Genomic DNA, 24459 nt, shown 5'->3' with positions numbered 1-24459 from the left:
GAAAGGACAATGCAATGACCCGTTTCACCACCCGGCCCGAGATTCTTGGAACCTTTGGCGTTGTGACATCGACCCACTGGATCGCCACCGCCGTTGGCATGAGCATTCTGGAAAAGGGCGGCAATGCGTTTGATGCGGCCGTGGCGACAGGCATGGTTCTGCAGGTGGTGGAGCCGCATCTGAACGGCGCAGGCGGGGACATGCCGGCAGTCTTCTACTCAAAGAAGAAGAACAAGATCGAAGTCATCTGCGCACAGGGACCGGCGCCGGCAGGCGCGACAATCGACCATTACAAGCGTGAGGGTCTGGACCTTATCCCCGGCGACGGCCTGCTGGCCACCGTCATACCCGGCGCATTCGATGGCTGGATGCTGATGCTGCGCGACTATGGCACGATGTCGGTACGGGACGTGCTGGAACCGGCGATCTACTACGCCGAGAACGGTCATCCGGTTCTGCCGCGTGTCGCCGCGACCATCAGCGGTTTGGGCGAATTCTTCCGCAAGGAATGGCCGACATCCTTCGCCACATGGCTGCCGGGCGGCACGGCACCGGCGCCGCATGCCAATTTCAGGAACCCCGTTCTTGCGGCAACCTGGAAACGCATCATTGCCGAAGCCGAAAGCAGGAAGGAACGCGAAAGCCAGATCGAGGCAGCGCGCGATGCGTTTTATCGCGGCTTCGTTGCCGAGCATATTGCAGACTATCTGCACAGCGCCGAAGTCATGGATGCCAGCGGCAGTCGCCACAGGGGAGTCCTGACCGCCGACGATATGGCGAACTGGCGCGCAACGATCGAAGCACCGCAAACCTACGATTATCACGGCTGGACCGTTGCCAAGACAGGCCCGTGGGGCCAGGGACCCGCCCTGCTGCAATCGCTTGCGCTGCTGAAAGGCTTTGACATTGCGGCCATGGACCCAAATGGCGCGGAGTTCGTGCACACGGTGGTCGAGGCGATGAAACTCGCCTATGCGGACCGGGAAGTCTATTACGGCGATCCAAAGCATGCCGACGTGCCGATAGACCATCTCCTGTCTGATGCCTACACGGATGAGCGCCGCAAGCTGATCGCGGGAGAAGCCTCCCACACGCTTCAACCCGGCAGGATACCCGGCTTTGACACGCAGTATGACCTGACCATGCACATGTTGAAAGGCATGGGCGGCGGCGTTGTCTATGAGCCGACCATGGCGCACCTGTCGGAAAAGCGTGGGGATACGGTCCATATCGACGTGATCGACCGCGAGGGCAATCTGGTCTCCGTCACCCCGTCCGGCGGCTGGCTGCAATCCTCGCCCATCATTCCCGGTCTCGGCTTTTGTCTCAACTCGCGCGCGCAGATGTTCTGGCTGCGGGAGGGCCTGCCGACATCGCTTGCTCCCGGCAAGCGGCCCCGAACGACGCTTACTCCCACCATCGCCCTTTTCGAAGGACGACCGGCCATGGCCTTCGGCACTCCCGGCGGCGACCAGCAGGACCAATGGCAGCTGCCATTCTTCCTGCGCCATATCCATCACGGCCTCAACCTGCAGGAAGCAATCGACCAGCCGCTGTTCCACACGGCGCATTTCCCAAGCTCCTTCTATCCGCGCACGAGCGAGCTTGGAAACATCACGATCGAGACCAGTATCGGGACGGATGCGTTGAACGCACTCAAGCAGAAGGGCCACCTGATCACCCCCGCAGACCCGTGGACCGTGGGCCGCCTGACCGCGGCGAAACGCGAAGCGGACGGGCTGTTGCGTGCCGCTGCTACTCCGCGCCTGATGCAGGCCTATGCGGCAGGACGCTGACAGGATGACGGTGAACCCTGTGACGGCTCCTTCAACCAACCACTCTTCCGGAGAGACAGCCAAACCGGTGCTGTCTGTCGAAGGGCTCACCACATCCTTCCTCGTCGACGGCAGCTGGAAAAGCGTGGTGCGCGATGTGTCCTTCGAGGTCATGCCCGGCGAGACCGTCGCCATTGTCGGTGAATCCGGTTCCGGGAAAAGCGTTACATCGCTCTCCGTCATGCGTCTGCTGGCAAAGGCAACCAGCCGCATCGAAGGCAATGTCATTCTCAACGGCAAGAACCTTCTTTCACGCTCCGACCGGCAGATGCGCGATATCCGCGGCAACGATGTTGCGATGATCTTTCAGGAGCCGATGACCAGCCTCAATCCGATTTTCACCATCGGGCGGCAGATCTCGGAAGCCTTGACCTGTCACCGCGCGATGACACCGGCCGAGGCGCGGGCCGAAACCATACGCCTGCTGGAAAAGGTCCGCATTCCCAATGCTGCGGCGCGCTTCGACGAATATCCGCACCAGTTCTCCGGCGGGATGCGCCAACGTGTCATGATCGCCATGGCTCTGGCCAGCCGCCCCAAGCTCCTCATTGCCGACGAACCGACAACGGCCCTTGACGTGACGATTCAAGGACAGATCCTCGATCTGATCAAGGTCCTGCAGGAAGAGGAAGGCATGGCGGTCCTCTTCATCACCCATGACATGGGTGTGGTCGCCGAAATCTCCGATCGCACCATTGTGATGTATCGCGGCGAAGCGGTCGAGAGCGGCCTCACCGCCGATATCTTCCATCGCGGCAAGCATCCCTATACGCGGGCGCTGCTTTCAGCCGTGCCTCGCCTCGGTTCAATGAAAGGACAGCACTGGCCACTGCGCTTCCCCATTGTCGACATTCAAACCGGCGAGACCACCGTTCCAGCCCCGGTGGCCGATACGGTCGACAGGCGCAAAACGCCGATCCTTGAAGTCAGGAACCTGACCACCCGTTTTGATATTCGTTCAGGCTTGTTCTCGCGCAAGACCGGCGCGGTTCACGCGGTCGAGAACGTGTCATTTGACCTGTTCCAGGGCGAGACACTGTCCCTTGTCGGTGAATCCGGTTGCGGGAAGTCGACCACCGGCCGGTCTATCACCCGTCTCGTGCAGCCCAACAGCGGCGAGGTGATCCTCGACGGCACCAATGTCCTCAGCCTTGACCAGATCGCCCTGCGCACCATGCGCAAGAGCATCCAGATGATCTTTCAGGATCCCTTCGCCAGCCTCAACCCGCGCATGAGCGTCGGTGCGACCATCGCAGAGCCGTTCATCGTCCATCGGCTGGGAACCCAGAAACAGGCCCGCGAGAAAGCCGTGGATCTGCTTGAGCGCGTTGGCCTGTCCGCGGACATGTTCTCCCGCTATCCGCACGAGTTTTCCGGCGGGCAGCGCCAGCGCATCGCCATTGCCCGGGCACTTTCGCTCGACCCCAAAGTCATCGTTGCGGACGAGTCCGTTTCCGCGCTCGACGTGTCGATCAAGGCGCAGGTGGTCAATCTGCTCCTAGACCTGCAGCAGGATTTCAACCTGTCATTCCTGTTTATTTCGCATGACATGGCGGTCGTCGAACGGGTGAGCCATCGCGTGGCCGTCATGTATCTCGGCGAGATTGTCGAGATCGGACCGCGTGCGGCGGTTTTCGATAATCCCCAACACGCCTATACGAAGACATTGATGAATGCCGTCCCCGTGCCTGATCCGGCGCGGCGGGCCATCAAACGCAACACCGTAATCAGTGAGTTGAAAAGTCCGGTGCGCCCGGTTGGCTATAAAGTACCGCAGCGTGACTATGTGGAAGTGACGAAAGGCCATTTTGTTCAGCGGTGAGCGGATGTCTTGTCTCGTTGCCCCGTCGCCATGCTGTACTGACGTCAAAATCAGTACAACGACCCAAACTGGCTCATCTGCCCTTCAAAAAACCCTCCGCAGGAACTCGATTTCAGTATCGAGCCAGCCTTGTCGAAAAACTGTTTGAAGACGCGTCAAACCATGAGAATATGGGTCAAAGCGAGAGCTGTCATACTCCGGAATGCGCATGATACTATAGATGCGATTTGAACGAATATCATTGTATTTGTTGAATAATATTATCAAAAGTGCAGGCAAAACAGATTTAATTTCTGCATGATGGACTAGCACGGCGCTCCCGGCCGTCTACCCAGCAGGAATTATAGCAGATCCGGACTGTACGTGGATAAGTTGTTTGCCTTTTCCACACCCTCCCCTTCCATGGTTGGCATGCCCCGGCGCCCATCATGAGGACTTCCCGGCGCTCCAATTTGCGGGATGGGAGTACCGCCCAATCCCCACGTCTGGCATTGCAAGTTGCAGGACGGTTGCTAGGATCGCGGCCATGACCGCAGCACCCAGACCCATCTTGATTGGCTACGCCCGCGTCTCGACGGAAGAACAGGCCAATGATGCCCAGCTTTTGGAATTGAGGGCCGCGGGCTGCGGCACCATCTTCGAAGAGCATGGCTCGGGTGCATCGCGCGCCCGTCCCGTCCTGGCCCGCCTCCTGCGGGAGATCAACCGCGGTGACGTGCTGGTCGTGGTACGCCTCGACCGGCTGGCCCGGTCCGTCAGTCATCTCCTGACTGTCATCGAACAGCTGGAGGAAAAGGGTGCGCATTTCCGGTCGCTGCACGACCCCATCGATACCTCGACGCCGCAAGGCATGTTTTCCCTGCAGGTTCTCGGCGCCGTGGCCCAGCTGGAACGTGCCCTTATTTCCGAACGTACCAAGGCGGGGATCAATGCCGCCCGTGCGCGGGGCAGGCTTCCCGGCAATCCCGGCCTGCGTGAGAAGCAGCCCGAGGCATTGGCAAAGCTCGCCCAGGCCCGCAGGCGTGGCCATCTGGCGGACCTGACGGCTGGGATGTCATCCTGGCTGCCCATCGTGCGGCGCATGCGTCCCGAACACCCCTGGGACGAGGTGGCTCGCAGCCTGCGCCAACAGACCGGACAAATCTGGAATGCCGACCGCTTGCGCCGCTCGGTACGACTGCTGGTCAATGAAGGGCTTGCGGATGCACGCCTGATAGCCCCCTCCCCTCGCCGCACGCCGGAGGATCGGCTCATGATGCTGGTGACCGGCATTGCCAATGCCAACCCGGATTTGACCTTGCGCGACATCGCCGGTCAGCTTGAAGCCATGCACGAGCGGACGCCGCGCGGCGCAGCCCGCTGGGCCGCATCATCGGTCAAGAACCTCATGGACAGAGCACGCAAGCTCGGGCTCATCCGCGTCTGAACCCCACGCGCACAGACATGCCCATGAAAGCAATCAGGCCGGAGACGATAGGTCCCGGCCTGATACCCAACTCTGCAATGATTCCTAGAGGACTTCCCTACCCCACGACAACAGTGGCTTTGCCAGGCACGCGACTATAGAGATCGATAATATCCTGGTTGATGAGACGCACGCAGCCGGATGACATGGACTTTCCGATCGACCACCATTCCGGCGAGCCATGGATGCGATAGCCTGTATCGACACCATCCTTGTAGATGTAGAGCGCGCGCGCACCCAACGGATTCTGCGGTCCGGGTTCCATGCCGTTTTCGAATTTCACCAGTTCAGGCTTGCGCTGGATCATCTCGCGCGGCGGCGTCCAGCGCGGCCATTCCTTCTTGTACTGGATGTTGGCGCGACCGCTCCACAGGAACCCGGCCTTGCCGATGCCAACGCCGTAGCGGATGGCGTCACCGCCCGGCTGCACCAGATAGAGGAAACGCTCCTGCAAGCGCACGACGATTGTCCCAGGCTGCTCGCCTGTCGGATCGACGACGATCTGCCGCCGGAACTCGGCCGGAACCTTCTGATAGGGAATCGCCGGGAGCGAATATGGCCCCTCCTGCACCGCGGCGTACATAACGTCGGGAACCGTGATGGATTTATCCACGCTGATCTGCGGCCGAATACTGCCGGTCGACATGGTGTCAACGCTCATGTCGGGAAGCTCGAATGTCTGCGAGCATCCGGATACGCCGAGAACTGCGAGGGAGCCTGCGCCCAGCAAGAGATGGCGCCGGGAGATGGCGGGAGTGTGCAGACTATGGTTGACTGCCTGATTACGCTTGGACAACTCGGTACTCGCTTACAACTGTGGCAATTGCGTAAAACTCTATGGAAGTGTGGTTTACAAAGAGTGAATCGCCCACGATGTATTTTAACCATAAGGCACGCGCGCAAGGATTCAACGGGTTGACAGCTGTCAACTGATTCCAGATTCACCGCGCAACTGGCATGGTCGGCGCTTACACAGCCATGTGCTGCCCAATCCTAGCGTCCGAATCGGGAGGCAGTTGACAGCTGTCAACGCCAAAAAGAAAGCGCGGCATCGCTGCCGCGCTTTATCCAACTGCAGATGTCCTCAGGCTGCAGCGGGCACGGCAGCCGGATCAATCACGTCAATCGTCGTCGTGCTGTCATAACGGTCCTGATCGAGAATTCCCTGTCGCTTGGCGACGATCGTTGGAATCAGCGCCTGTCCCGCAACATTCACCGCCGTGCGGCCCATATCCAAAATCGGATCGACCGCCAGCAAAAGCCCGACACCCTGCAAGGGCAAACCCAGCGTGGAGAGCGTCAATGTCAGCATGACAATCGCGCCGGTCAGCCCTGCGGTCGCCGCGGAACCGATGACCGATACAAAGGCGATCAGAAGATATTCCTGAACACCCAGCGGTATGTTGTAGAACTGCGCGACGAAGATTGCGGCGATGGCCGGATAGATGGCAGCACAGCCATCCATTTTCGTCGTCGCTCCCAGCGGTACGGCAAAGGCCGCATATTCCCGCGGCACCCCGAGATTGCCTTCCGTCACGGCTTCGGTGACCGGCAGGGTTCCAATCGATGAGCGGGAGACAAAACCAAGCTGGATCGCCGGCCAGGCTCCCGCGAAAAACCGGGCCGGATTGAGACCATTGGCCAGAAGCACGATCGGATAGACCACAAAGAGCACCAGTCCAAGACCGATGTAGACCGCAGCGGAAAACCAGCCCAATTGTGCCAGCGTTTCCCAGCCATACTGCGCCACCGCCGTGCCGAGAAGCCCGATCGTTCCGATTGGCGTCAAGCGGATCACCCACCAGAGAATCTTCCGCACCACAGCCAGCAGCGCGCGATTGAAATCAAGAAACGGCTCCGCCACCGATCCGACGCGCAGCGCCGCGACCCCAACCACAATGGAGATGATGACGATCTGCAGCACGTTGAAAGACAGGTACGTGCTCGCCGAACCGCCGGTCACTTTGGTCGATGCCTGCAGGCCGAGCATGTTGGAAGGAACGAGCCCTTTCAGGAAATCGAGCCACGAACCGGTTGACGACGGAGCGGAGGCGGCAGAGGCAAGGACGCTGGAATTGATTCCAGGCTGGATAACAAGTCCAAGCGCAATGCCGATCACCACCGACACGAGCGCCGTAATGGCGAACCACAGCAGCGTTTGCCAGACAAGAGCGGCTGCATTGTTGAGCGCGCGCAGGTTGCTGATGCTTGCCACGATCGCGGTGAAAATCAGCGCCGGAACCAGTGCCCGCAGGAGTTGCACGAAGATTGATCCGACGGTCTGCAGCGTTACGCTGAGCCAATTCGGATTGCCTGTCGCATCGGGGCCAAGATTACGGGCGACGAGGCCGAGCAGGAGCCCGATGATCATCGCGGCAATAACCTGAAAACCAAATGAACGGTAAAAGGGCTTTGGACCGGTCGGTATGGGACCAGAAGATGGCTTGCTCATTTCAACTATCTCACTAAGGGAACACAAGGAATTGGGCCGCCTCGGCGACTCCTGCAAAGGGCGCCAACCTATCATCAATCAATGCCCCCACAGAACAATCGGTTCCTGAATTCAAGTGCTCTTCAACTGTTTCTTTCCAGAAACAGCGCGATTCATGGCAAATAATTCCCTTGCACTAAAGTCGCATTTACGCGGCAGCGATCCCTAGCTAACAATACAACCTCAAATTACGTACGAAATATATTCTATTTAAAATTGTATTTTGTCTGGCGCATCGATTTCAATCACCATCTCTTTTTCAAGGATTGAAGCAATGTTCGATACAATGCGGAATGCCAGTCCTGCTCGCGACCGCCTGTCCCATCACCCGGCACAAATGCCCGCCACGGGAACGCCGGTTGCCGAGAGACCCGCAATATTTCCTCGTTTACCCCTGGACGAGATCTACCGCCTCAATGAGACACAGGTCCTGAAAGGTTCGACCTCCCATCCGATGGAAATCGTTTCGGACGGAAAGGCAGACCACCTCCTTTATGTCTTTGTGCTCAGCGGTGTGATCGAATGCGGCAACACCAGATCGCGCCTCGCGTCGCTCATCCCGGGCGGCTGCACCGGAGCCATCATCAACGAACCTGCCACTTCGCTCAAACTGACCAAGGGGTGTCGCTGGCTCGCATTCCAGATTCCACTCTCCCTGTTGCGCAATCAGTTTGGCCTGTGGTCAGGACAATTTTGCTTTCATGAGCCCCGGTTTGCGGCTGTCGCCGATTTCCGCAGGCACGCCGTGTCCAGCCTGTACCGCACGATCAATCTTCTGCTTTTCAGGAAAGGGGAGGGGGAGACGCCGCCGCTGGTCATCAGTTATGAGCAATTGCTGATCGCGCAGCTCTACGCGTCAGCGCCGCACAATCTTTGCCATGGCGATCGTTCCACACGGCAACCATGCCCAAGACAGCTTCGCCGTGCCGAGGAATTCATCCGCAACAATCTCTACGCTCCGGTCACGGTCGATCATATAGCAGGTGCTGCAGGATGCAGTACGCGAACACTGCAGCGAATATTCCGGCATTTCCGTGACGCAACGCCAATCCAAATTCTGTCGCATTACCGCATCGCAGAGGCACATGACCTGATCAAGATGGGCAAGGCGAGAACCGTCACTGATGTCGCAAGCAGTCTGCAGTTTTCAAACCCGGCGCGCTTCGCCGCCACCTATCGCGAAATTTACGGACAGAAGCCGTCCATCGACCTCCGCGCTCATCTCCGCGCCGCAGCGGAAAGAGCCACGCCTGTTTGATTTTCACCACAATCCATTTTCAGAAGGAAACAGAAGCATGGCCAAAACATCCGTCAACGACCCGCCCGTCGGACTGGAGAAGCGGGCCGATGGCCACTATCTCATCACTGGCAGGGAGGTCACCCTGGACAGCAAATCGGTCGACCTCAGCGCACTCAACATTGCAAGAATTGACCTCGTCGACGGCGCCCATCTGACGGTGAACCCGGCGGGACTGGATGTGAAAGCGCTCGGGCACATCACCTATGGAGTAGGAAAAAACTGTACACTCACCCTCAGTGCTCCGCCTGCCGCCGTCAACATTGCAAATTCGACGACCATCGATTTTGGCTATTCAGACGGCACTGGCACATTCGAATACCAGCCCGGCAATCTCGGTATTAACGTGGCCAGCCCCATCACGATCATCAATCTTCACGGAGGCGACAAGATCAAAGTGGATGGCGCAACCTCCGCCGAACTGAAGGATGACACACTTCTCTTCAAGACTGGAAAGACCACCGAGCCTGCGCCTGCTGAAAAACCTGGTTTTTTGACTGGTCTTCTAAACCCCATTGCAACGACAATCAAAGGCGCCACCAACACAGTCAAAGATGTGCTCGGTACAGGCGCAAAGTTTACTATCAATCCCGCTGCCACGTTCGACTTTGCTCAAGCGGACAACAGCGGTCAGATCACCATCAAGACGCCCTGCTTCGTCATGGGAACGCTGATCTCCACACCGGCAGGGGAGATCGCCGTCGAGAGGCTCAAGATCGGCAATCTGGTCTATACGATGAACGGTGAAGCCGTACCCATCATCTGGATCGGAAGCCGCAGGATCGATCCCAGAACCATCGACAAGCTGCGCGATCATGCACCTATCCGCATCCGTCCGGGCGCGCTCGATCGCGGCGCACCGAACCGCAACCTCCATGTGTCGCCGGATCATTGCCTGTTTCTGAATGGGTCACTTGTCCCGGCAAAGCTCCTCATCAACGGCACTTCCATCACGCAGAACGCAACGCTCGAACCATTCATTTATTACCATATTGAATTGGAGCAGCATGGCGTGCTGATCGCGGAAGGTGCCTATGCGGAAAGCTACCTCGATCTTGGCAACCGGGTCAGGTTCCTGGAACCCGGAACCCTCATGTTCACATCACCGGAACGCGCGGTAAATTCGTCTCCCTGCCATCCTCCGGTCTATTGCGGCCCGATCCTCGACGGGATCAGAGAAGAACTCGACCAGCGCGCGCAAGCATTGGGCTACTGCTTCGGCAAGAAACCGGAACCTGCCGAAAATATATCCAATATATTTCCTTTTTACAAACGAATACAATAGCATAGCAGAAATCCTCCCGCTCGGCGGGCAGCCGAACGGCCAATCCGGCGAACCGCTAGCGATAGGCAGCGGTGCGATCGAGGAAATCGTGGAAATGGGCGATCACTGTATTCCGATCGATAAACACAACGGCATAGGCCGGCGGCTCGAGCGTCGTCATGATCCTGTCGGGTGAAAAATCCAGTGCCGTCTGGTGGTTGGTGCCGCGTATGACGCTCACGGGAATGCCGCGCCAGCTGCCCGCCACCGGCCTGTGCGCATGACCGACAAAAATATGCCTGACATTGCCATGCTCGCGCAGCAAAGCATGAAGCGCTTCCGATTCGACAAGTCCGAGCCCATCGAGGAGCGGCAGGAAAATAGGGAAGGGGGGATGGTGCAGGAAGAGGAACACCGGCCGGCCAGCCGCCTCGGCCAGACGCCGTTTCAGCCAGGCTTGCCGGGTTTCATCCAGACGCCCTTCGACAAAACCTTCCGATAGGGTGTCGAGCAGTATCAGGCGCCCCTCCGCCGTATCGACCACGCTTTGGACGAAACCGTCCTCCGGCGTGACGGAAGCGAAAACCCGCAGAAATGCGCTGCGGTTATCGTGATTGCCGAGAAGCAGTTTATACGACGGAATGAGCTTTTCCAGTTCACCCGCCAATGCCTGGTAGCTGTCCTCATGACCGTTATCGCTGAGATCGCCGGTGAAAATCACCAGTTCTGCATCCGCATGATTCTCGTTGATGTCGGCAATGCAGGCCTGAAGATTCTTCAGCGGATCGCGCTCACACAGAATATCGCCCGGCGTGACGAGATGCAGATCGGTAACCTGGATAATTTTCATGGAATGTCTCGGACGTATCAGGGCTTGAATGAATGGGGGATGCGGGCACTGCCGCGCACAACAATGTGCGTGTTCAGCCGGTCGTGCATGGGCGGGCAATCCGGTTCCGCCTGCCGCTGGTCGAGCAGGGCCACGGCGTGTGCAGCCATGACAGCCGGGTCCTGGCGGAAGGTGGTGAGATTGTAGGTTTCCCACGCCGCTTCCGGTATGTCGTCAAACCCGATGACGGACAGGTCCTCCGGAATCCTCAGGCTTGTGTGCCGCCGCACATGATCGATAAGACCAAAGGCAACCAGATCGTTGACGCAGAATACGGCCTGCGGGGGTTCGCTGCCGGCAAAAAGCTGCCGCGCCGCTTCCTGCCCGCCCGCATAATCGGAATTGCCGCCATGCCCCATGATGACGGTCGCCCCATGCGCAGCCGCTTCCTGGCAGAAGCCGTTCTCGCGTTCGATGGTCGTCGGCGTACGGGACACGGTTCCGGCAAAGCCCAATGCCGTCAATCCATTGGCGAGAAAAACCCGGGCGGCTTCGCGGCCTGCGCCTTCATTGTCGATATTGACGTCATCGGCCCCGGTTTCGGATCGTCCGAGCACAATGAGCGGCTGACCGTTGCGCCGCGCCAGCTCGACGAAAGAGGAGGGGGGAGAACCGGACAGAATGATCGTCGCCTCGGCGCGGTAGCCGAACAGCGTTTTTTGCGCCGCGACAAGTTCCTCTTCCGTGCGGCCGGTATTGATGACGATGGGTACGCTGCCGCGATGGATCAGCGCCTTGGTCAAGGCTGCGACGAGATGCGAGCGGTAGCCCAGTTCCGGATTGGTAACGACAAGGCCGACCAGCCGGCTTGTTCTTGCCAAAAGACCCCGCGCCAGATCGTTGACCTGATAGCCGAGCTCCTCGGCGGCAGCCATGATCTTTTCGCGTTTCTTGGCAGAAACACTGGCACCGGGTGTGAACGCCCGCGACACCGCAGAGCGGGACACGCCAGCCTTTCTTGCCACCTCGACGGCACTGACATAGTGCTGGGTCTTCTTCGGTAGATCGTCGCCGTTCGAATCCATGCTTGTTCCTCTAGTGTCCAACCTTGGACAGCACATCGGCGCGCAAGAATCGCTCCACCACCAGCATAAAGCCGATAGACGGGATGAGTAGCAGCAGCGCGGTGATCGATGCAATCTGATAGTTGCCGCCGGACCCCGCCGTATAAAGCAATAACGGCAGCGTGTTCACATCGGGCGCGCCAACGAAATAGCTGCCGGTAAACTCATCCAACGACTCCAGAAACACAAAAATAGCACTGGCGAGAAGCCCGGGCGCCGCAAGAGGCAGGGTCACGTCACGAAAGGCGCGCAGGGGACCGGCACCAATGGACCGGGCGGCTTCCTCCAGATCGATCTGCACGGCGGAGAACGCTGCCGTGGCAATCCACACCGCATAGACGAGACCGTGCGTGACATGCACCAGCACCACGCCCATGATCGTGCCGTTCAGGCCAATCTGGTAGAAGAACCGCGCGATGTTCACATAGACGGGCAGATTGGGGAAAGCCTGCGGAATGAGGAAGGCGAGCAGGATCAGGCTGCGGAACGGCAGTTTCAGCCGCGACAGCGCGTAACCGGCCGGAACGGCCAGCGCGAGGGCCACCACCACGGTCAAGCTGGCCACGACAATGCTCGTCACCAGCGATTCCATGGCATTGCCGCGCGGCGAGAACACCCGCTGCCAGAAGCTGAAACCATATTCCAGCGGCAGCATATGCGGAAAATACCATTTCTCCGCGACGGTCCACAGCAGGAGGTTGGTCAGCGGCCCGAAAATCACAAAGGCAAGCAGGCCAAGGACGAGCGCGCGGGGAACCCACCAAAAATCAATTCGGGCCATCACGAACGCTCCTTCACCGACTGGCGCAGATAGACCAGGGCGACACCGGCCGTCAGCAGCAGCGATATCATGCCGAGCGCATTGGCAACGCCGTAATCGCCATGGGCATTGATGCGGAACGCAATATCGGCGGTCAGCATGGTGGGGGATTGCGCATTGATCATCAGCGGCACCGAAAGCACCGACATCATGGTGACAAAGGAGAGGATAAGGCCGACCAGCAGGGTTCCCGCGATTTGCGGGACAATGATTTCGATGAGGATGCGCAGCCGCGAAGCGCCAAGATTGCGCGCGGCTTCAATGGTGCTGCGATCCAGCGAGGCCATCGCGCCCGCGACCAGCAGCGTCACGAATGGTGTCTGCTTCCAGACGAAGGCGATGACGATGCCGCGCCAGTCAAGAAAGCCGACCGTTTGAAGTGGCGTCAGGACGCCCAGGCTGACAAGGATATTGTTCATCAGGCCATTCTTGGCAAGGAATGTGCGCAGGATCTGGCCGACGACAATAAACGGAATGAACATGGGCCAGCGGTAGAGCCAGCGCAGTACGGCGACAGCACGCGGATTCTCGCCCAGCGTGAGATAACCGCCAATAGCGATCGAAAAAAAGCCGATCAGCAGGGTGGAAACGCCGACAATCAGCAGCGTGAAAATCATGTCGCTGGAGTAAAGCTCGAAGGATTTGGAAAAATTCCCGATGCCGTAGCTATCGCCGACAACAAATGCGCCGACAATCGACGCGCCAAGCGGCACGATGAAAAACAGCACGATCATGACCAGTGCCGGGATCACGAGAAGAATGGCGAGAAGGCGTTTCTGCATCGGCATATTCCAGAAGAGGGGAGGGGACCACCGGCGTGCGCCGGTGGTCCGAAGGGCACGCTCTATTAGTTGGCTACATTGCGCTCATATGCTTCGAGAATTGCCGAATTGTACTTGGCAATCGGGAAGGGCTTTGCCTTGGTGGCAAGATCTTCCGGGGAAATATCGATGAAGAGCTTGTCCCAGCTGGCTTTGTCGAGTTCCGACTGCACATATTTCGCATCGATGCCAGGGTACCAGTTGAAGCGCTTGACGATGCCTTCAGCCTGAACCTTCGGGCTGGTGGCAAGGGCAACGAACTTTTCAGCCAGCGCCGTGTTCGGGCTCTTGGCAGGGATGACATAGTGCATCGGCTGACCGGGCATGCCGGGAGCAGGCAGGAACAGCTTCATTTCCGGCGGCAGCTTGCCGTCTGCTTTCCAGGAATAGAACATATCAACCCAGACCGGGCCCATGGCGATTTCGCCGCGGCTCAGCATGTCGAGCGTTCCGGCATTGCCCGGCGTCAGGGTGGCATTGGTGGTGAAATCTTTCAGACCAGCAAATGCCTTGTCCCACTTCTTGGTTTCTGCTTCTTCGAACGGACCGTTCATCAGCTTCTTGGCATCGCCATCGCCGAAGGCATAAATCCAGCCCATGACGAAGCTGACACCCGAGGCGCCGCCCTTGATGCCGTTGTAACCGAACTGCTTCGGGTTCTTCTTGGCCCAGGCAACCAGCTCTTCATAGCTCTTCGGCGGGTTGGGGATCAGCGCAGGGTTGTAGGCGATAGCAGTCTGGCTGGAGAACATCGGCATGACATAACCGTCGACATTGGCGCCAAGCGCCATTTTTGCCTTGTCGCTTGTCACCATTACGCCGGAAGGAATCTTTGCACGATAGGATTCCAGATAGCCTTCCTTGACCATGGGACCGGCGAACTTCTCGTGGACGACGGCCACGTCAGCATCCCATTTTTCCGTGTTGGCCTTGGCCTGCGCGTCGAACCGCTCGACGATCTTCTGCGAACCGGCATCGCCGGGGCCCGTGCCGACAACCCGCACCTTGGTGCCCGGATTTTCCTTTTCGAAGATCGGGGCGAGGTAATCATTGACGTAATCGACCATGTTCTGGTCACCCGCCGTCAACACGGTGAGGTCACCGGCAGCCGCAGGTGTGGCTGCCAGTCCGAGGATAAGTGAAGCCTGTAGTAACGTTTTCATCGTGAACTCCCGTTGAGCATGGATGTTTTGTTTTGGCAGTCTATGGGGCAGGGGCCGGCGGACCGGCGACCTGTCCTCAATGGGCATGTGCGGCCGCAGCAACCTGCGGCGCGTTGAAAATGAAAAGCGAATGCGCGGGGATATGCACCTTGACGGTTTCTCCCTCGGCAAAGGCGGTATCCGCATCGACTAGGATTTCGTCATTGCCCAGACGCACGGCATGGCGCCAATGACCGCCGGGATAGCTGACGCTGGCAATCCGGCCGCGCAATTCGAGCGCACCCGGCTCGGCGGAAACCGTATCGCCGCGGCCGGCAAGGCGGGCGGCTTCGGCACGAAAACGCAGCTGCACCGGCCCGCTGGCAAGCGCGCGGCCCGACAATGCCGTGACCGTCGAGGGATTGAACGCGCCTTCCGCCAGTTCAATCTGCGCGCCGTTGACACGCGCCTGCATGGACAGAACATTTTCCGCGCCCATGAACGCAGCAACGAACAGCGATGCAGGCTTGTTGTAGACGTCCTCCGGCGTTCCCTGCTGCTCGATCCGCCCGGCATTCATGATGACGATACGGTCAGCCATCACCATGGCTTCCTCGCGGTCGTGCGTGACGTGAATGGCGGTGATGCCAAGCCGCTTTTGCAGCGACCGTATCTCGTGGCGTACCGTCAGGCGGATACGGGCATCGAGGTTGGAAAGCGGCTCATCCAGCAGCAGGATTTCCGGATCGATGGCCAGCGCCCGGCCGAGCGCCACGCGCTGGCGCTGCCCGCCGGAAAGCTGAGCCGGCTTGCGTGCGCCGAGACCGCCAAGGCCAAGCAGGTTCTGCATTTCGTTGACCCGCGCGTCGATGACATCCTTGGAGCGCTTCTGCAGCTTCAGCCCATAGCCGATATTCTGGGCAACGGTCATGTGCGGCCACAGCGCATAGGACTGGAACACCAGCGCCATACCGCGCTTGTCCGGCGGCATCTGGGTGACATCGCGGTTCGCAACCTGGATGGAACCGCTGAACGGCTTGGAGAAGCCGGCAATCGTCCGCAGAAGCGTTGTCTTGCCGCAACCGGACGAGCCGAGAAGCGCCACGAATTCACCCTTGTGAATGTCGAGGTCTAGATTGTCGAGTACTGTCGTCGGGCCATACCCCACGCTCATTCGCTCGACTTTGAGGAAAGCAGGTTCAGTCATTTTCCATCCCATTGCGCAGCTGTGCAATTTTTTCTTTGTACTGTCTGTTTATAACAGCGGGATGACAAGTAAAAAATTTTGACGGGGTTTTCCAAGCCAATTCACCCGATGAAAACCTTACAACTTTTGTCTAGATGTCATAGAACCGTTATCCGGCTTGTATAGGGGTGACCGATCATTATGAGCCTGCAAAAATCAAAGCGGGTTCATCTCGTCCTGACAAAAGGGGTTATCATGCGCCGCATTCTCATCGTTTCCGTTTTGCTTGCCGCCGGTCTTCAGCCGGTGTTTGCCGCAGATGGCAAACTTGTCCTCTATACCAGCCAGCCCAACACCGATGCGCAGCAAACCGCCGATGCATTCATGGCAAAGAACCCCGGTATCAAGGTTGAATGGGTGCGCGACGGAACGCCCAAGATCATGGCCAAGCTGCGCGCCGAAATCGAAGCCGGCCAGCCGCAGCCCGACGTTCTGCTGATTGCCGATGTGGTGACGATGGAAGGCTTGAAGAAGGAAGGCCGCCTGCTGCCCTTCAAGGACGCAAAGACTTCGGGTATCGACGCCGCGCTCATTGACAAGGACGGCACCTACTTCTCCACCAAGCTGATCACGACAGGCATTGTCTACAACACAAAGGCACCGTTTGTGCCGACGAGCTGGGCCGATCTCGCCAAGCCGGAAGCCAAAGGTCTTGTCACCATGCCAAGTCCGCTGACATCGGGTGCCGCCCTGATCCACACCGTTACGCTCACCGAAAATCTCAAACAGGGTTGGGACTATTATGCCGAGCTGGCCAAGAATGGCGCGCAGGCTGCGGGCGGCAATGGCGATATCCTCAAAGCAGTCAGCGGCGGCGACAAGCTCTATGGCATGATCGTCGACTACATGCCGATCCGCGAGAAGGCCAAGGGCGCTCCGGTCGAGTTCGTGTTCCCGAAGGAAGGCGTTTCGGCTGTCACCGAGCCGGCCGGCATCCTGTCGACGGCGAAAAATCCGGAAGCGGCAAAAGCCTTCATCAACTTCCTCCTGTCGAAGGACGGTCAGGAGCTCGCAGCCAAGATGGGCTATATCCCCGCGAGTGCCGACGTTGCCTTGCCGGCGGGCTATCCGGACCGCGCCTCGATCAAGGTCATGAAGTTCGACGCCGCCGGCGCGCTCGCCAACGAGACCAAGAACAAGGAAAAGTTCAGCGAAGTGATGGGGCAGTAAACGCCTTTGGCCATTACACATTCCATAGACAATGCCAGACCCGCATCCACACATGCGGGTTCCCCGGCATACAGGTTGTGGCGTTATTTCCGGCAGGATGGCGGATTGTCCGCCGTGCTGGTTCTCGCCATCATCTTTGCCTTAAGCTTTTTGCCGATGCTGCGGCTGCTGGTGACAGCCGTCGCACCCGGCGGCGAGATTGATCTTGCCGCCATGGCCGGGCGGCTTTCCAGTGCCTCGGTCATGCGGGCCACGCTCAACACCCTGGATACGGCCTTCTTCGGCGCGCTGCTCGCCCTTGTGGTTGGCGCGCCTTTTGCCATCGGCATTGCCATGACCGACCTGCCGGGGCGCAAGACCCTCGGTTTCCTGCTGCTGCTGCCGTTGATGATCGCGCCACAGGTGATGGCTCTGTCATGGCTGCACCTGTTCGGGCCATCCAGCACGCTGCTTGGTGCTTTCGGTCTTGCACCACCGCCGGGCACGTCCAATCCGCTGCTCGGTCGCAATGGCATCATCCTGCTCTATGCCATCCAGCATGCACCCATTGTTTTCATCACCTTGCGGGCAGGGCTCACTCGCGTCCCCCGCGATCTGGTCGAGGCGGCGCGTTCTTCCGGATCATCGCCGCTGCGCGTGCTCCTGACGATCATCCTGCCGATGGTACGGCCCTATCTCGTTGCTGCCACGGCGCTTGCCTTCGTGTCGGGTGTTGGCAATTTCGGCATTCCCGCCCTGCTTGGCATGCCGGTCAACTATCTCACCCTGACGACGATGATCTACCAGCGTATCGCCAGTTTTGGTCCCAGCGTGCTGCCGCAGGTTGCAGCGCTCTCCGTCCTTATTGCCATGCTCGCCTTGCTTGGTGTCGTCCTGCAGGCCCTGGCACTCAAGAAGGTCAACCACCGATTTACCACGGGAACACCCGCGCGCTTTGCCCTTGGCCGCTACCGCTGGCTGTTCGCCGCTCTTGGCTGGGTCGCCATCCTGTTCATGCTGATCCTGCCGGTGCTTGCCCTCATAACCACGGCATTGATCCCGTCTTTCGGCGTCCCGCTCAACTGGTCCACCCTGACATTCTCCAATTTCGAGGAAGTACTGTTCCGGCAGGCATCCACCAGCCGCGCCTTCTGGAACTCGGCCACTCTTGCTGGCGCCGCCGCTCTCATTCTCGCGGTGGGATCCATTCCGGTTGCTGTGGGGCTGGAGCGCTTCTCGCGTCTATCGCAACGCATCCTGCATGGGACCATCGAACTGCCCTATGCCTTGCCGGGCATTGTGCTTGCCATTGCCTGCATTTTGCTGTTCCTGCGCCCGCTGCCATTGATCGGCAGCCTCTACGGTACCGTGTGGATCATCCTGGTTGCCTATCTCATGCGCTTCTTCGCCCTGGCCATGAAACCGGTCACAACGGCAATCGGGCAACTATCGCGCGATCTCAATGAAGCGGCCGCCGTGTCCGGTGCCAGTCCGCTGCGCCGTCTCATGACAATCACCGGCCCACTGACCGCACCCGCAGCGGTTGCCGGGGCCCTGCTTGTCTTCATGAGCGCATTCAACGAATTGACGGTCTCGGCACTGCTTTGGTCAAGCGGGCATGAAACACTCGGCGTCGTGTTGTTCAGCCTCGAAGAGGCTGGGCTTGGTACCCATGCGGCGGCCATTGCCGTGACGACAATCCTGATTGTCGTGGCACTTTTGGCGGTTCTCGACCGTCTCGGCAAAAAGCTCCCGCCTGGTGTATTGCCCTGGCGGTAGATCAGCCGGGAATAATCCAGGCGTCGGCAATGGCGACGTGCACGGTTTCACCAATGCGCAGCGCCGAGGGGCTGTCGAGCGTCAGGCGCTCGCCGTTGGCCAGTTCAAGCCGGGTTTCGTAGACGGCACCGCGATAAGTGCTTTCCTGTACTGTGGCAGCAAGCCCGTCATCGGCGAGACGGAGAGCTTCGGGGCGCAGCAGCAGCTTGATTGCGTCGGAGCCATCGGCAACGCCCCGCGCTGCAAGACGATACCCCGCCACATCAACGAGAGCCGATGACGCCTGCCTCTCGACAACCGTGCCGGAAACCGGCGTGCCGCGGCCGATAAATCCGGCCACGCGCTGATCCGCAGGGGAGTGATAGACCTCCACCGGTGCAGCGATTTGCAGGATGTTGCCGGCACTCATCACCGCGATGCGGTCGGAGAGCGCCAGCGCTTCCGATTGGTCATGCGTGACATAAACGATCGTCGCACGGGTGCGCCGATGGATATCCCGAAAAGCCTCGATCATCGAAGCGCGCAAATGCATGTCGAGATTGGCAAGCGGTTCATCGAAAAGGATGATTTTCGCGTCGGCAACCAGACAGCGGGCGAGGGCAACGCGTTGCCGCTGGCCGCCCGAAAGTTCCTCGATCCGCCGATCGGCGAAACTGCCGAGACTGACGCTTTCCAGCACCGTTTTGACGCGCTGCGCGATCTCGGCCTTGGCAACCTTCCGGGTCTTCAGCGGGTAGGCGACATTCTCGGCAACATTCATATGCGGCCACAGGGCATAGGACTGGAAGACCACGCCGACACCGCGCTCCTCCGGCGTTTTCTGGCGGCGCGCATCGGCGATCCGCTCGTCGCCAAAATCAATGGCGCCATCGTCGGGTGCCTCGAACCCGGCAATCAGACGCAGGAGAGTGGTCTTGCCGCAACCGGAGGGTCCCAGCAGCGAGGTAAAAGACCCTGCGGGGAAATCGATGGAGATATTTCTGAGAGCAACCGTCTCGCCGAAGCGCTTGGTCAGATTCTGGATGTGAATGTCGGTCATGCGCCGCTTTTACAATGCTTTTCGATCTTTGGCACCGCCTATGCGCCAATCGCGTTACAACCATGTGACGAGGCGGTGGTATGCGGACCGCTGGCAGAAACTGAGCATTCAGGCGCCAGCACGCACGGCATCGATGAAAACCCGCAGCGCAGGTGCCATATGACGCTGCCTGGGATAGCACAGGAATAGCCCTGGAAACGGAGCGCACCATGGATCCAGCAGGCTGACGAGCCTGCCTTCGGCAATGTGGTCGACAACGGTGTCCTCGATCGGAAAACCGATCCCGATTCCTTTGAGAGTGGCACCCAGTGCCATTTCCTTGTCACTGAAGATCAATGGACCTTCGACGGAGACACTGAACCAGGTTTCATTCTCGAAGAATTCCCAAGCGTAAGGCGTGGCCCGGCCCGGCCAGCGCCAACGTATGCAACGATGACTGATGAGATCGCGCGGGTGCTCCGGATATCCATGACGCGCAAGGTAATCAGGCGTCGCCACCACCACCTGCCGAAGCTCGGATCCCAGACGAACGGCGATCATGTCGCGTTCAATTACCTCTCCTATGCGCAAGCCCACGTCGAAACCGCCAGCGACGATGTCAATGACCTCGTCATCGACCGTAATGTCGAGCAGCACTTCGGGATAGCGTTGGGTAAAGCTGGCAAGAATCGGTTCGATGTGTTTTCGGGCTGCGGATCGGAATGAATGCACCTTTACCGTACCGGCGGGATTTTCTCCCGAACGGCGAGCCTGTGCGACTGCGCTTCCGAGTTCAAACGCCGCGGGCCTGACCCGCTGAAGCAGATTCTCACCGGCCTCCGTCAATGACACATTTCGCGTCGTCCGGTGGAGGAGGCGCATCTCCACCCTCTCCTCGAAACTGCGCACCATCTGGCTCAGTGCTGAAGGGGAGACGCCGAGGCTGTCGGCGGCCCGGGAGAAGCTCAGAAATTCAGCGACGGCAATGAAGGCGCGAAGCTGATTGTAGTCATGTCCGGCGAGCAGGATGTCCATTTCACCACCGTACATTACTTAGCTGAACTAACAAGCACTGTAATTTCTTGGCGTATTATAAAGGCACAACCTTTCTGTCATTTTCTCTTTGGTTCATTGAAAAGGATAAAAAATGACAACTTGGTTCATCACAGGAATTTCGCGTGGCCTTGGCAAGGCACTTGCCGCGGCAGCACTGGCAGAGGGAGATACTGTGATTGGGACAGTTCGTGCGGGACCGTTCGAACTTGATCATGATCGCGGCACGTTGCATGTCCTGAATGTTGATCTGATCGACGGCCAAGCCGCAGCTGCCAGCGTAGCAAAAGCTTTTGAAATAGCGGGCGAGATCGACGTCATCGTAAACAATGCCGGATACGGGCTGCTGGGTGCATTGGAGAAGGCATCGGATGCGGATGTCGAGAGACTGTTTGCAGTCGATGTTTTTGCACCGTTCCGGATCATCCGGACGGCATTGCCTTACCTCCGCGCGCAGCGCCATGGTCACATCATCAACATCACCTCGATTGCCGGGCGCGCGCCAACCACCGGATCGGCCGTTTATGCTGCCGCCAAATATGCGCTTGAAGGCCTTTCATCAGCCTTGGCTTTGGAGGTCGCACCGCTTGGTATCAAAATAACGGCCATCGCCCCTGGCGCATTCAGGACGGACTTCCTTTCGTCTCACTCAATACGCAAAAGCGACGCCGAAGACGCTGCCTATGCCGAGACGATCGGACGGAGTTCTGCCGCCTTCGATTCCGTCGCGGGTCGACAGCTGGGCAATCCAGATCGCGCAGCACAAGTGATCATCACCCTGGTTCGTGCCGACAATCCACCTCTTCATCTGCTGCTCGGCAGTGATGCGCTGCGCCGTGCCCGAAGCAAACTGGATCAGATTGTCGATGAGATCGATGCCTGGGAAACGATCACCCGCAGCACCGATTTCGAGAAAGGCGAATAATTTAAACAGTCAAACTCCGCATCAATCGGACAATTCGGGCAAGGTCACTGTCGTGAGACGGTGACCTTGCTCAAGGCATGCGTTGCTCACATCGTTGCCAGCGATCAACACCACGACACGCAAGTTGCAGCAGGACAACATTGCGTCCATCAAAATTCCCATCAAAACCCGTCAAAAAGAGTTGCACACCTCATTTCGCCGAACTAGTATATCAAGCGGAGGAGAATTCTCGTGGTAAAGATGACGCTTGAAGACGTCGCCCGAGAAGCCGGTGTCAGTCTTGCAACGGTTGATCGTGTTGTGAACGGGCGGAATGGTGTGCATGCGCGCACCATCGAACGCGTTAACGCGGCCATCAAGCTGCTTGGATTTCATCCGGATCAGCACGCATCGCGGCTTGCGCGCGGACGGGACTATGATTTCCGGATTATCCTGCCGACCGGCGAAAACGAATTCATGCAGGCGCTGGATGCGGAGTTTCGTGCAACCCGCGAACGCCAGCTGCAGGAACGCGTGCGGCTTTCCATTCAATATGTCGATACTTTCGACGGCGAGGCTTTGGCGGCGGCGCTCGAACGGCTGCCCTCCAGCATCGACGGCGTCGCTGTCGTCGCGCTCGACCATCCCGCCGTGACAGAAGCCATCAACGCCCTTGCCGACAGGGGTGTGGTTGTCCTGACACTGGTTTCCGATGTGCCGAATTCGCGCCGCGCCCATTTTGTCGGCATCGACAACTACGCCGCCGGCCGCACCGCTGCATCGCTGATTGGCCGCTTTGTCGGACCGCGCAAGGGCAAAGTCGGCATGATTGCCGGCTCGCTGGCCCTGCGCGACCACGTGGAGCGGCAGTTCGGTTTCGAACAGGTCATTTCCCGCGAATACGCCAATCTTGAAGTTCTGCCCGTGCGGGAAGCACGCGACGAGAATGCACGCGTTGAGACAGTCTCGCGATCGCTGCTGCGCGATCATCCCGATCTGGTCGCCATCTACAACGCTGGCGGCGGTCAGGCGGGTGTCGTTGCTGCGCTCGAAGCAACCGGCCGTGTCTCCGACGTGATTTTCGTGGCGCATGAACTCACCGCCTCGACCCGCCGCCATCTGGTGCGCGGCACCGTGGATGCGCTCATCAATCAGGATGTCGGGCATATGGCGCGTAGCACCGCGCGCATTCTCACTGCCCTGCGCGAAGGCCGTCCCATCGTACCGGGGCAGGAACATATCCGCATCGATATTTTTCTCAGGGACAACATGCCCTGAACAGAAACCGGAGAGGTGCCTGCCCGAGGCGCCCGCATGAATTGGAGGAGACGAGACATGAAGACGATCAAGGGACCAGCCATTTTCCTCGCACAGTTTGCGGGTGATGCGGCGCCGTTCAACTCATTCGACGCGATCTGCCAATGGGCAGCATCCCTCGGCTACAAGGGTGTTCAAATTCCCACCTGGGATGCGCGGCTGTTCGATCTCAAGAAGGCCTCGGACTCCAAGACCTATTGCGATGAAGTCGCCGGCATTGCCCATGCGCATGGGCTCACCATCACCGAGCTTTCAACCCATCTGCAGGGCCAGCTCGTCGCCGTTCATCCGGTCTACGATGAACTGATGGACGGTTTTGCCGTGCCTGAAGTGCATGGCAACCCCAAGGCCCGCCAGGAATGGGCCGTCGATCAGGTCAAGCGCGCCGCACGTGCCTCCAACCATCTTGGCCTGAAAGTCATGCCGACATTCTCGGGCGCACTGGCCTGGCCATTCCTCTATCCCTTTCCGCAGCGGCCTGCCGGTCTCGTCGAAGCGGCATTCGACGAACTGGCCAAGCGCTGGACACCGATCCTCAACTACCTCGATGAACAGGGTGTCGATGCGGCCTATGAAATCCATCCGGGCGAAGACCTGCATGACGGCATCACCTACGAGATGTTCCTGGAGCGCGTGAACAATCATCCGCGCGCCAACCTGCTTTATGATCCCTCGCACTTCGTGCTGCAGCAGCTCGACTATCTAGACTACATCGACATCTATCACGAGCGCATCAAGGCTTTTCACGTCAAGGACGCCGAATTCAACCCGACCGGCCGTCAGGGTGTCTATGGCGGTTTCCAGTCCTGGGTGAATCGTGCCGGCCGTTTCCGTTCGCTCGGTGACGGACAGGTGGATTTTGGCGCCGTCTTTTCCAAGCTGACGGCTTATGACTTCGATGGCTGGGCGGTGCTGGAATGGGAATGCGCACTCAAGCATCCGGAAGACGGTGCACGTGAAGGCGCTGAATTCATCAACGCACATCTGATCCGCGTGACCGAAAGGGCATTCGATGATTTCGCTGGCGCAGGAACTGACGACGCGGCCAACCGCCATATCCTTGGTCTGGTATAAGAACGGAAG

At 59.0% G+C, this 24459-nt stretch carries 20 protein-coding genes; 10 read left to right on the top strand and 10 right to left on the bottom strand.

Annotated features, from left to right (window positions below):
- Positions 1 to 14: 14 nt before the first annotated feature.
- The 3 genes from J1W56_RS17990 to J1W56_RS17980 all read left to right on the top strand — a co-directional run bounded on the left by J1W56_RS17990 (position 15) and on the right by J1W56_RS17980 (position 5083).
- Positions 15 to 1796 carry a gamma-glutamyltransferase family protein gene (locus J1W56_RS17990; RefSeq protein WP_223614671.1) on the top strand — a complete coding sequence of 594 codons (1782 nt, stop codon included), beginning with the start codon at positions 15 to 17 and terminating at the stop codon, positions 1794 to 1796.
- A gap of 4 nt (positions 1797 to 1800) precedes the next feature.
- Positions 1801 to 3657, top strand: a complete 1857-nt coding sequence (locus tag J1W56_RS17985) for an ABC transporter ATP-binding protein (protein ID WP_223614670.1) — start codon at positions 1801 to 1803, stop codon at positions 3655 to 3657.
- A 526-nt stretch (positions 3658 to 4183) separates the two neighbouring features.
- Positions 4184 to 5083, top strand: coding sequence for a recombinase family protein (locus tag J1W56_RS17980; protein ID WP_223614669.1), 900 nt, complete (start codon positions 4184 to 4186; stop codon positions 5081 to 5083).
- Positions 5084 to 5180: 97 nt separating this feature from the next.
- Here the strand turns inward: J1W56_RS17980 and J1W56_RS17975 are convergent, their stop codons facing one another.
- Together J1W56_RS17975 and J1W56_RS17970 are read right to left on the bottom strand one after the other, a co-directional pair.
- Positions 5181 to 5885: a L,D-transpeptidase gene (locus J1W56_RS17975; RefSeq protein WP_223614934.1), complete on the bottom strand. Its 705-nt coding sequence runs from the start codon at positions 5883 to 5885 to the stop codon at positions 5181 to 5183.
- Between the two features lie 321 nt (positions 5886 to 6206).
- The gene (locus J1W56_RS17970) at positions 6207 to 7574 is read right to left on the bottom strand and encodes a dicarboxylate/amino acid:cation symporter (RefSeq protein ID WP_223614668.1); all 1368 of its coding nucleotides are present in this window, start codon (positions 7572 to 7574) and stop codon (positions 6207 to 6209) included.
- Positions 7575 to 7887: 313 nt separating this feature from the next.
- Here J1W56_RS17970 and J1W56_RS17965 point away from each other — a divergent pair, with 313 nt between their 5' ends.
- A complete protein-coding gene (locus tag J1W56_RS17965; RefSeq protein WP_223614667.1) occupies positions 7888 to 8871 on the top strand; it encodes a helix-turn-helix transcriptional regulator in 984 nt (327 codons plus the stop codon).
- 37 nt (positions 8872 to 8908) lie between these two features.
- Positions 8909 to 10195 (top strand): Hint domain-containing protein, encoded by a 1287-nt coding sequence (locus J1W56_RS17960; protein WP_223614666.1) that lies wholly within the window; start codon positions 8909 to 8911, stop codon positions 10193 to 10195.
- Positions 10196 to 10250: 55 nt separating this feature from the next.
- Here the strand turns inward: J1W56_RS17960 and J1W56_RS17955 are convergent, their stop codons facing one another.
- From J1W56_RS17955 to J1W56_RS17930, 6 genes are all read right to left on the bottom strand, one after another.
- Positions 10251 to 11024, bottom strand: coding sequence for a phosphodiesterase (locus J1W56_RS17955; RefSeq protein WP_223614665.1), 774 nt, complete (start codon positions 11022 to 11024; stop codon positions 10251 to 10253).
- Positions 11025 to 11041: 17 nt separating this feature from the next.
- Complete coding sequence (locus J1W56_RS17950) at positions 11042 to 12088, bottom strand: LacI family DNA-binding transcriptional regulator (RefSeq protein ID WP_223614664.1); 1047 nt, start codon at positions 12086 to 12088, stop codon at positions 11042 to 11044.
- Positions 12089 to 12098: 10 nt separating this feature from the next.
- Positions 12099 to 12908 (bottom strand): ABC transporter permease, encoded by an 810-nt coding sequence (locus tag J1W56_RS17945; RefSeq protein WP_223614663.1) that lies wholly within the window; start codon positions 12906 to 12908, stop codon positions 12099 to 12101.
- Positions 12908 to 13729 (bottom strand): ABC transporter permease, encoded by an 822-nt coding sequence (locus J1W56_RS17940; protein WP_130272636.1) that lies wholly within the window; start codon positions 13727 to 13729, stop codon positions 12908 to 12910. The genes J1W56_RS17945 and J1W56_RS17940 overlap by 1 nt, the downstream gene beginning before the upstream one ends.
- Before the next feature lie 65 nt (positions 13730 to 13794).
- Positions 13795 to 14931 carry an ABC transporter substrate-binding protein gene (locus tag J1W56_RS17935; protein ID WP_223614662.1) on the bottom strand — a complete coding sequence of 379 codons (1137 nt, stop codon included), beginning with the start codon at positions 14929 to 14931 and terminating at the stop codon, positions 13795 to 13797.
- Between the two features lie 76 nt (positions 14932 to 15007).
- A complete protein-coding gene (locus J1W56_RS17930) occupies positions 15008 to 16117 on the bottom strand; it encodes an ABC transporter ATP-binding protein (protein ID WP_223614661.1) in 1110 nt (369 codons plus the stop codon).
- A 234-nt stretch (positions 16118 to 16351) separates the two neighbouring features.
- Between J1W56_RS17930 and J1W56_RS17925 the strand changes: the two genes are divergently transcribed.
- Both J1W56_RS17925 and J1W56_RS17920 read left to right on the top strand, forming a co-directional pair.
- On the top strand, positions 16352 to 17326 hold the full coding sequence (locus tag J1W56_RS17925) for an ABC transporter substrate-binding protein (protein ID WP_223614660.1): 975 nt from the start codon (positions 16352 to 16354) through the stop codon (positions 17324 to 17326).
- Between the two features lie 114 nt (positions 17327 to 17440).
- Positions 17441 to 19084 (top strand): ABC transporter permease, encoded by a 1644-nt coding sequence (locus J1W56_RS17920; RefSeq protein WP_319025569.1) that lies wholly within the window; start codon positions 17441 to 17443, stop codon positions 19082 to 19084.
- Between the two features lies 1 nt (position 19085).
- On the opposite strand, the gene J1W56_RS17915 is transcribed toward J1W56_RS17920, so the two are convergent.
- Positions 19086 to 20123: an ABC transporter ATP-binding protein gene (locus J1W56_RS17915; RefSeq protein WP_223614659.1), complete on the bottom strand. Its 1038-nt coding sequence runs from the start codon at positions 20121 to 20123 to the stop codon at positions 19086 to 19088.
- 108 nt (positions 20124 to 20231) lie between these two features.
- Positions 20232 to 21137, bottom strand: coding sequence for a LysR family transcriptional regulator (locus J1W56_RS17910; RefSeq protein WP_223614658.1), 906 nt, complete (start codon positions 21135 to 21137; stop codon positions 20232 to 20234).
- Between the two features lie 112 nt (positions 21138 to 21249).
- Here J1W56_RS17910 and J1W56_RS17905 point away from each other — a divergent pair, with 112 nt between their 5' ends.
- The 3 genes from J1W56_RS17905 to J1W56_RS17895 all read left to right on the top strand — a co-directional run bounded on the left by J1W56_RS17905 (position 21250) and on the right by J1W56_RS17895 (position 24450).
- Entirely contained in the window at positions 21250 to 22080 is an 831-nt protein-coding gene (locus J1W56_RS17905; RefSeq protein WP_223614657.1) for an oxidoreductase, read from the top strand.
- Between the two features lie 240 nt (positions 22081 to 22320).
- The gene (locus J1W56_RS17900) at positions 22321 to 23337 is read left to right on the top strand and encodes a LacI family DNA-binding transcriptional regulator (RefSeq protein WP_223614932.1); all 1017 of its coding nucleotides are present in this window, start codon (positions 22321 to 22323) and stop codon (positions 23335 to 23337) included.
- A gap of 57 nt (positions 23338 to 23394) precedes the next feature.
- Positions 23395 to 24450, top strand: a complete 1056-nt coding sequence (locus tag J1W56_RS17895; protein WP_223614656.1) for a sugar phosphate isomerase/epimerase family protein — start codon at positions 23395 to 23397, stop codon at positions 24448 to 24450.
- Positions 24451 to 24459: the final 9 nt, after the last annotated feature.

The sequence above is a fragment of the Phyllobacterium calauticae genome (assembly GCF_019991125.1).
GTDB lineage: Bacteria > Pseudomonadota > Alphaproteobacteria > Rhizobiales > Rhizobiaceae > Phyllobacterium > Phyllobacterium calauticae.
Note: the sequence above shows the minus strand (reverse complement) of the source record. Positions and strands in the feature narration are given on the sequence as shown.

What these genes read in the sequence shown, in the direction of transcription:
- J1W56_RS17900 (WP_223614932.1), top strand. Translation starts at nt 22,321, where the DNA reads ATGACGCTTGAAGACGTCGCCCGAGAAGCCGGTGTCAGTCTTGCAACG.
- J1W56_RS17965 (WP_223614667.1), top strand. Translation starts at nt 7,888, where the DNA reads ATGTTCGATACAATGCGGAATGCCAGTCCTGCTCGCGACCGCCTGTCC.
- J1W56_RS17950 (WP_223614664.1), bottom strand. Translation starts at nt 12,088, where the DNA reads ATGGATTCGAACGGCGACGATCTACCGAAGAAGACCCAGCACTATGTC.
- J1W56_RS17895 (WP_223614656.1), top strand. Translation starts at nt 23,395, where the DNA reads ATGAAGACGATCAAGGGACCAGCCATTTTCCTCGCACAGTTTGCGGGT.
- J1W56_RS17910 (WP_223614658.1), bottom strand. Translation starts at nt 21,137, where the DNA reads ATGGACATCCTGCTCGCCGGACATGACTACAATCAGCTTCGCGCCTTC.
- J1W56_RS17940 (WP_130272636.1), bottom strand. Translation starts at nt 13,729, where the DNA reads ATGCAGAAACGCCTTCTCGCCATTCTTCTCGTGATCCCGGCACTGGTC.
- J1W56_RS17925 (WP_223614660.1), top strand. Translation starts at nt 16,352, where the DNA reads ATGCGCCGCATTCTCATCGTTTCCGTTTTGCTTGCCGCCGGTCTTCAG.
- J1W56_RS17955 (WP_223614665.1), bottom strand. Translation starts at nt 11,024, where the DNA reads ATGAAAATTATCCAGGTTACCGATCTGCATCTCGTCACGCCGGGCGAT.
- J1W56_RS17990 (WP_223614671.1), top strand. Translation starts at nt 15, where the DNA reads ATGACCCGTTTCACCACCCGGCCCGAGATTCTTGGAACCTTTGGCGTT.
- J1W56_RS17960 (WP_223614666.1), top strand. Translation starts at nt 8,909, where the DNA reads ATGGCCAAAACATCCGTCAACGACCCGCCCGTCGGACTGGAGAAGCGG.
- J1W56_RS17985 (WP_223614670.1), top strand. Translation starts at nt 1,801, where the DNA reads ATGACGGTGAACCCTGTGACGGCTCCTTCAACCAACCACTCTTCCGGA.
- J1W56_RS17970 (WP_223614668.1), bottom strand. Translation starts at nt 7,574, where the DNA reads ATGAGCAAGCCATCTTCTGGTCCCATACCGACCGGTCCAAAGCCCTTT.
- J1W56_RS17930 (WP_223614661.1), bottom strand. Translation starts at nt 16,117, where the DNA reads ATGACTGAACCTGCTTTCCTCAAAGTCGAGCGAATGAGCGTGGGGTAT.
- J1W56_RS17905 (WP_223614657.1), top strand. Translation starts at nt 21,250, where the DNA reads ATGACAACTTGGTTCATCACAGGAATTTCGCGTGGCCTTGGCAAGGCA.
- J1W56_RS17945 (WP_223614663.1), bottom strand. Translation starts at nt 12,908, where the DNA reads ATGGCCCGAATTGATTTTTGGTGGGTTCCCCGCGCGCTCGTCCTTGGC.
- J1W56_RS17915 (WP_223614659.1), bottom strand. Translation starts at nt 20,123, where the DNA reads ATGACCGACATTCACATCCAGAATCTGACCAAGCGCTTCGGCGAGACG.
- J1W56_RS17980 (WP_223614669.1), top strand. Translation starts at nt 4,184, where the DNA reads ATGACCGCAGCACCCAGACCCATCTTGATTGGCTACGCCCGCGTCTCG.
- J1W56_RS17935 (WP_223614662.1), bottom strand. Translation starts at nt 14,931, where the DNA reads ATGAAAACGTTACTACAGGCTTCACTTATCCTCGGACTGGCAGCCACA.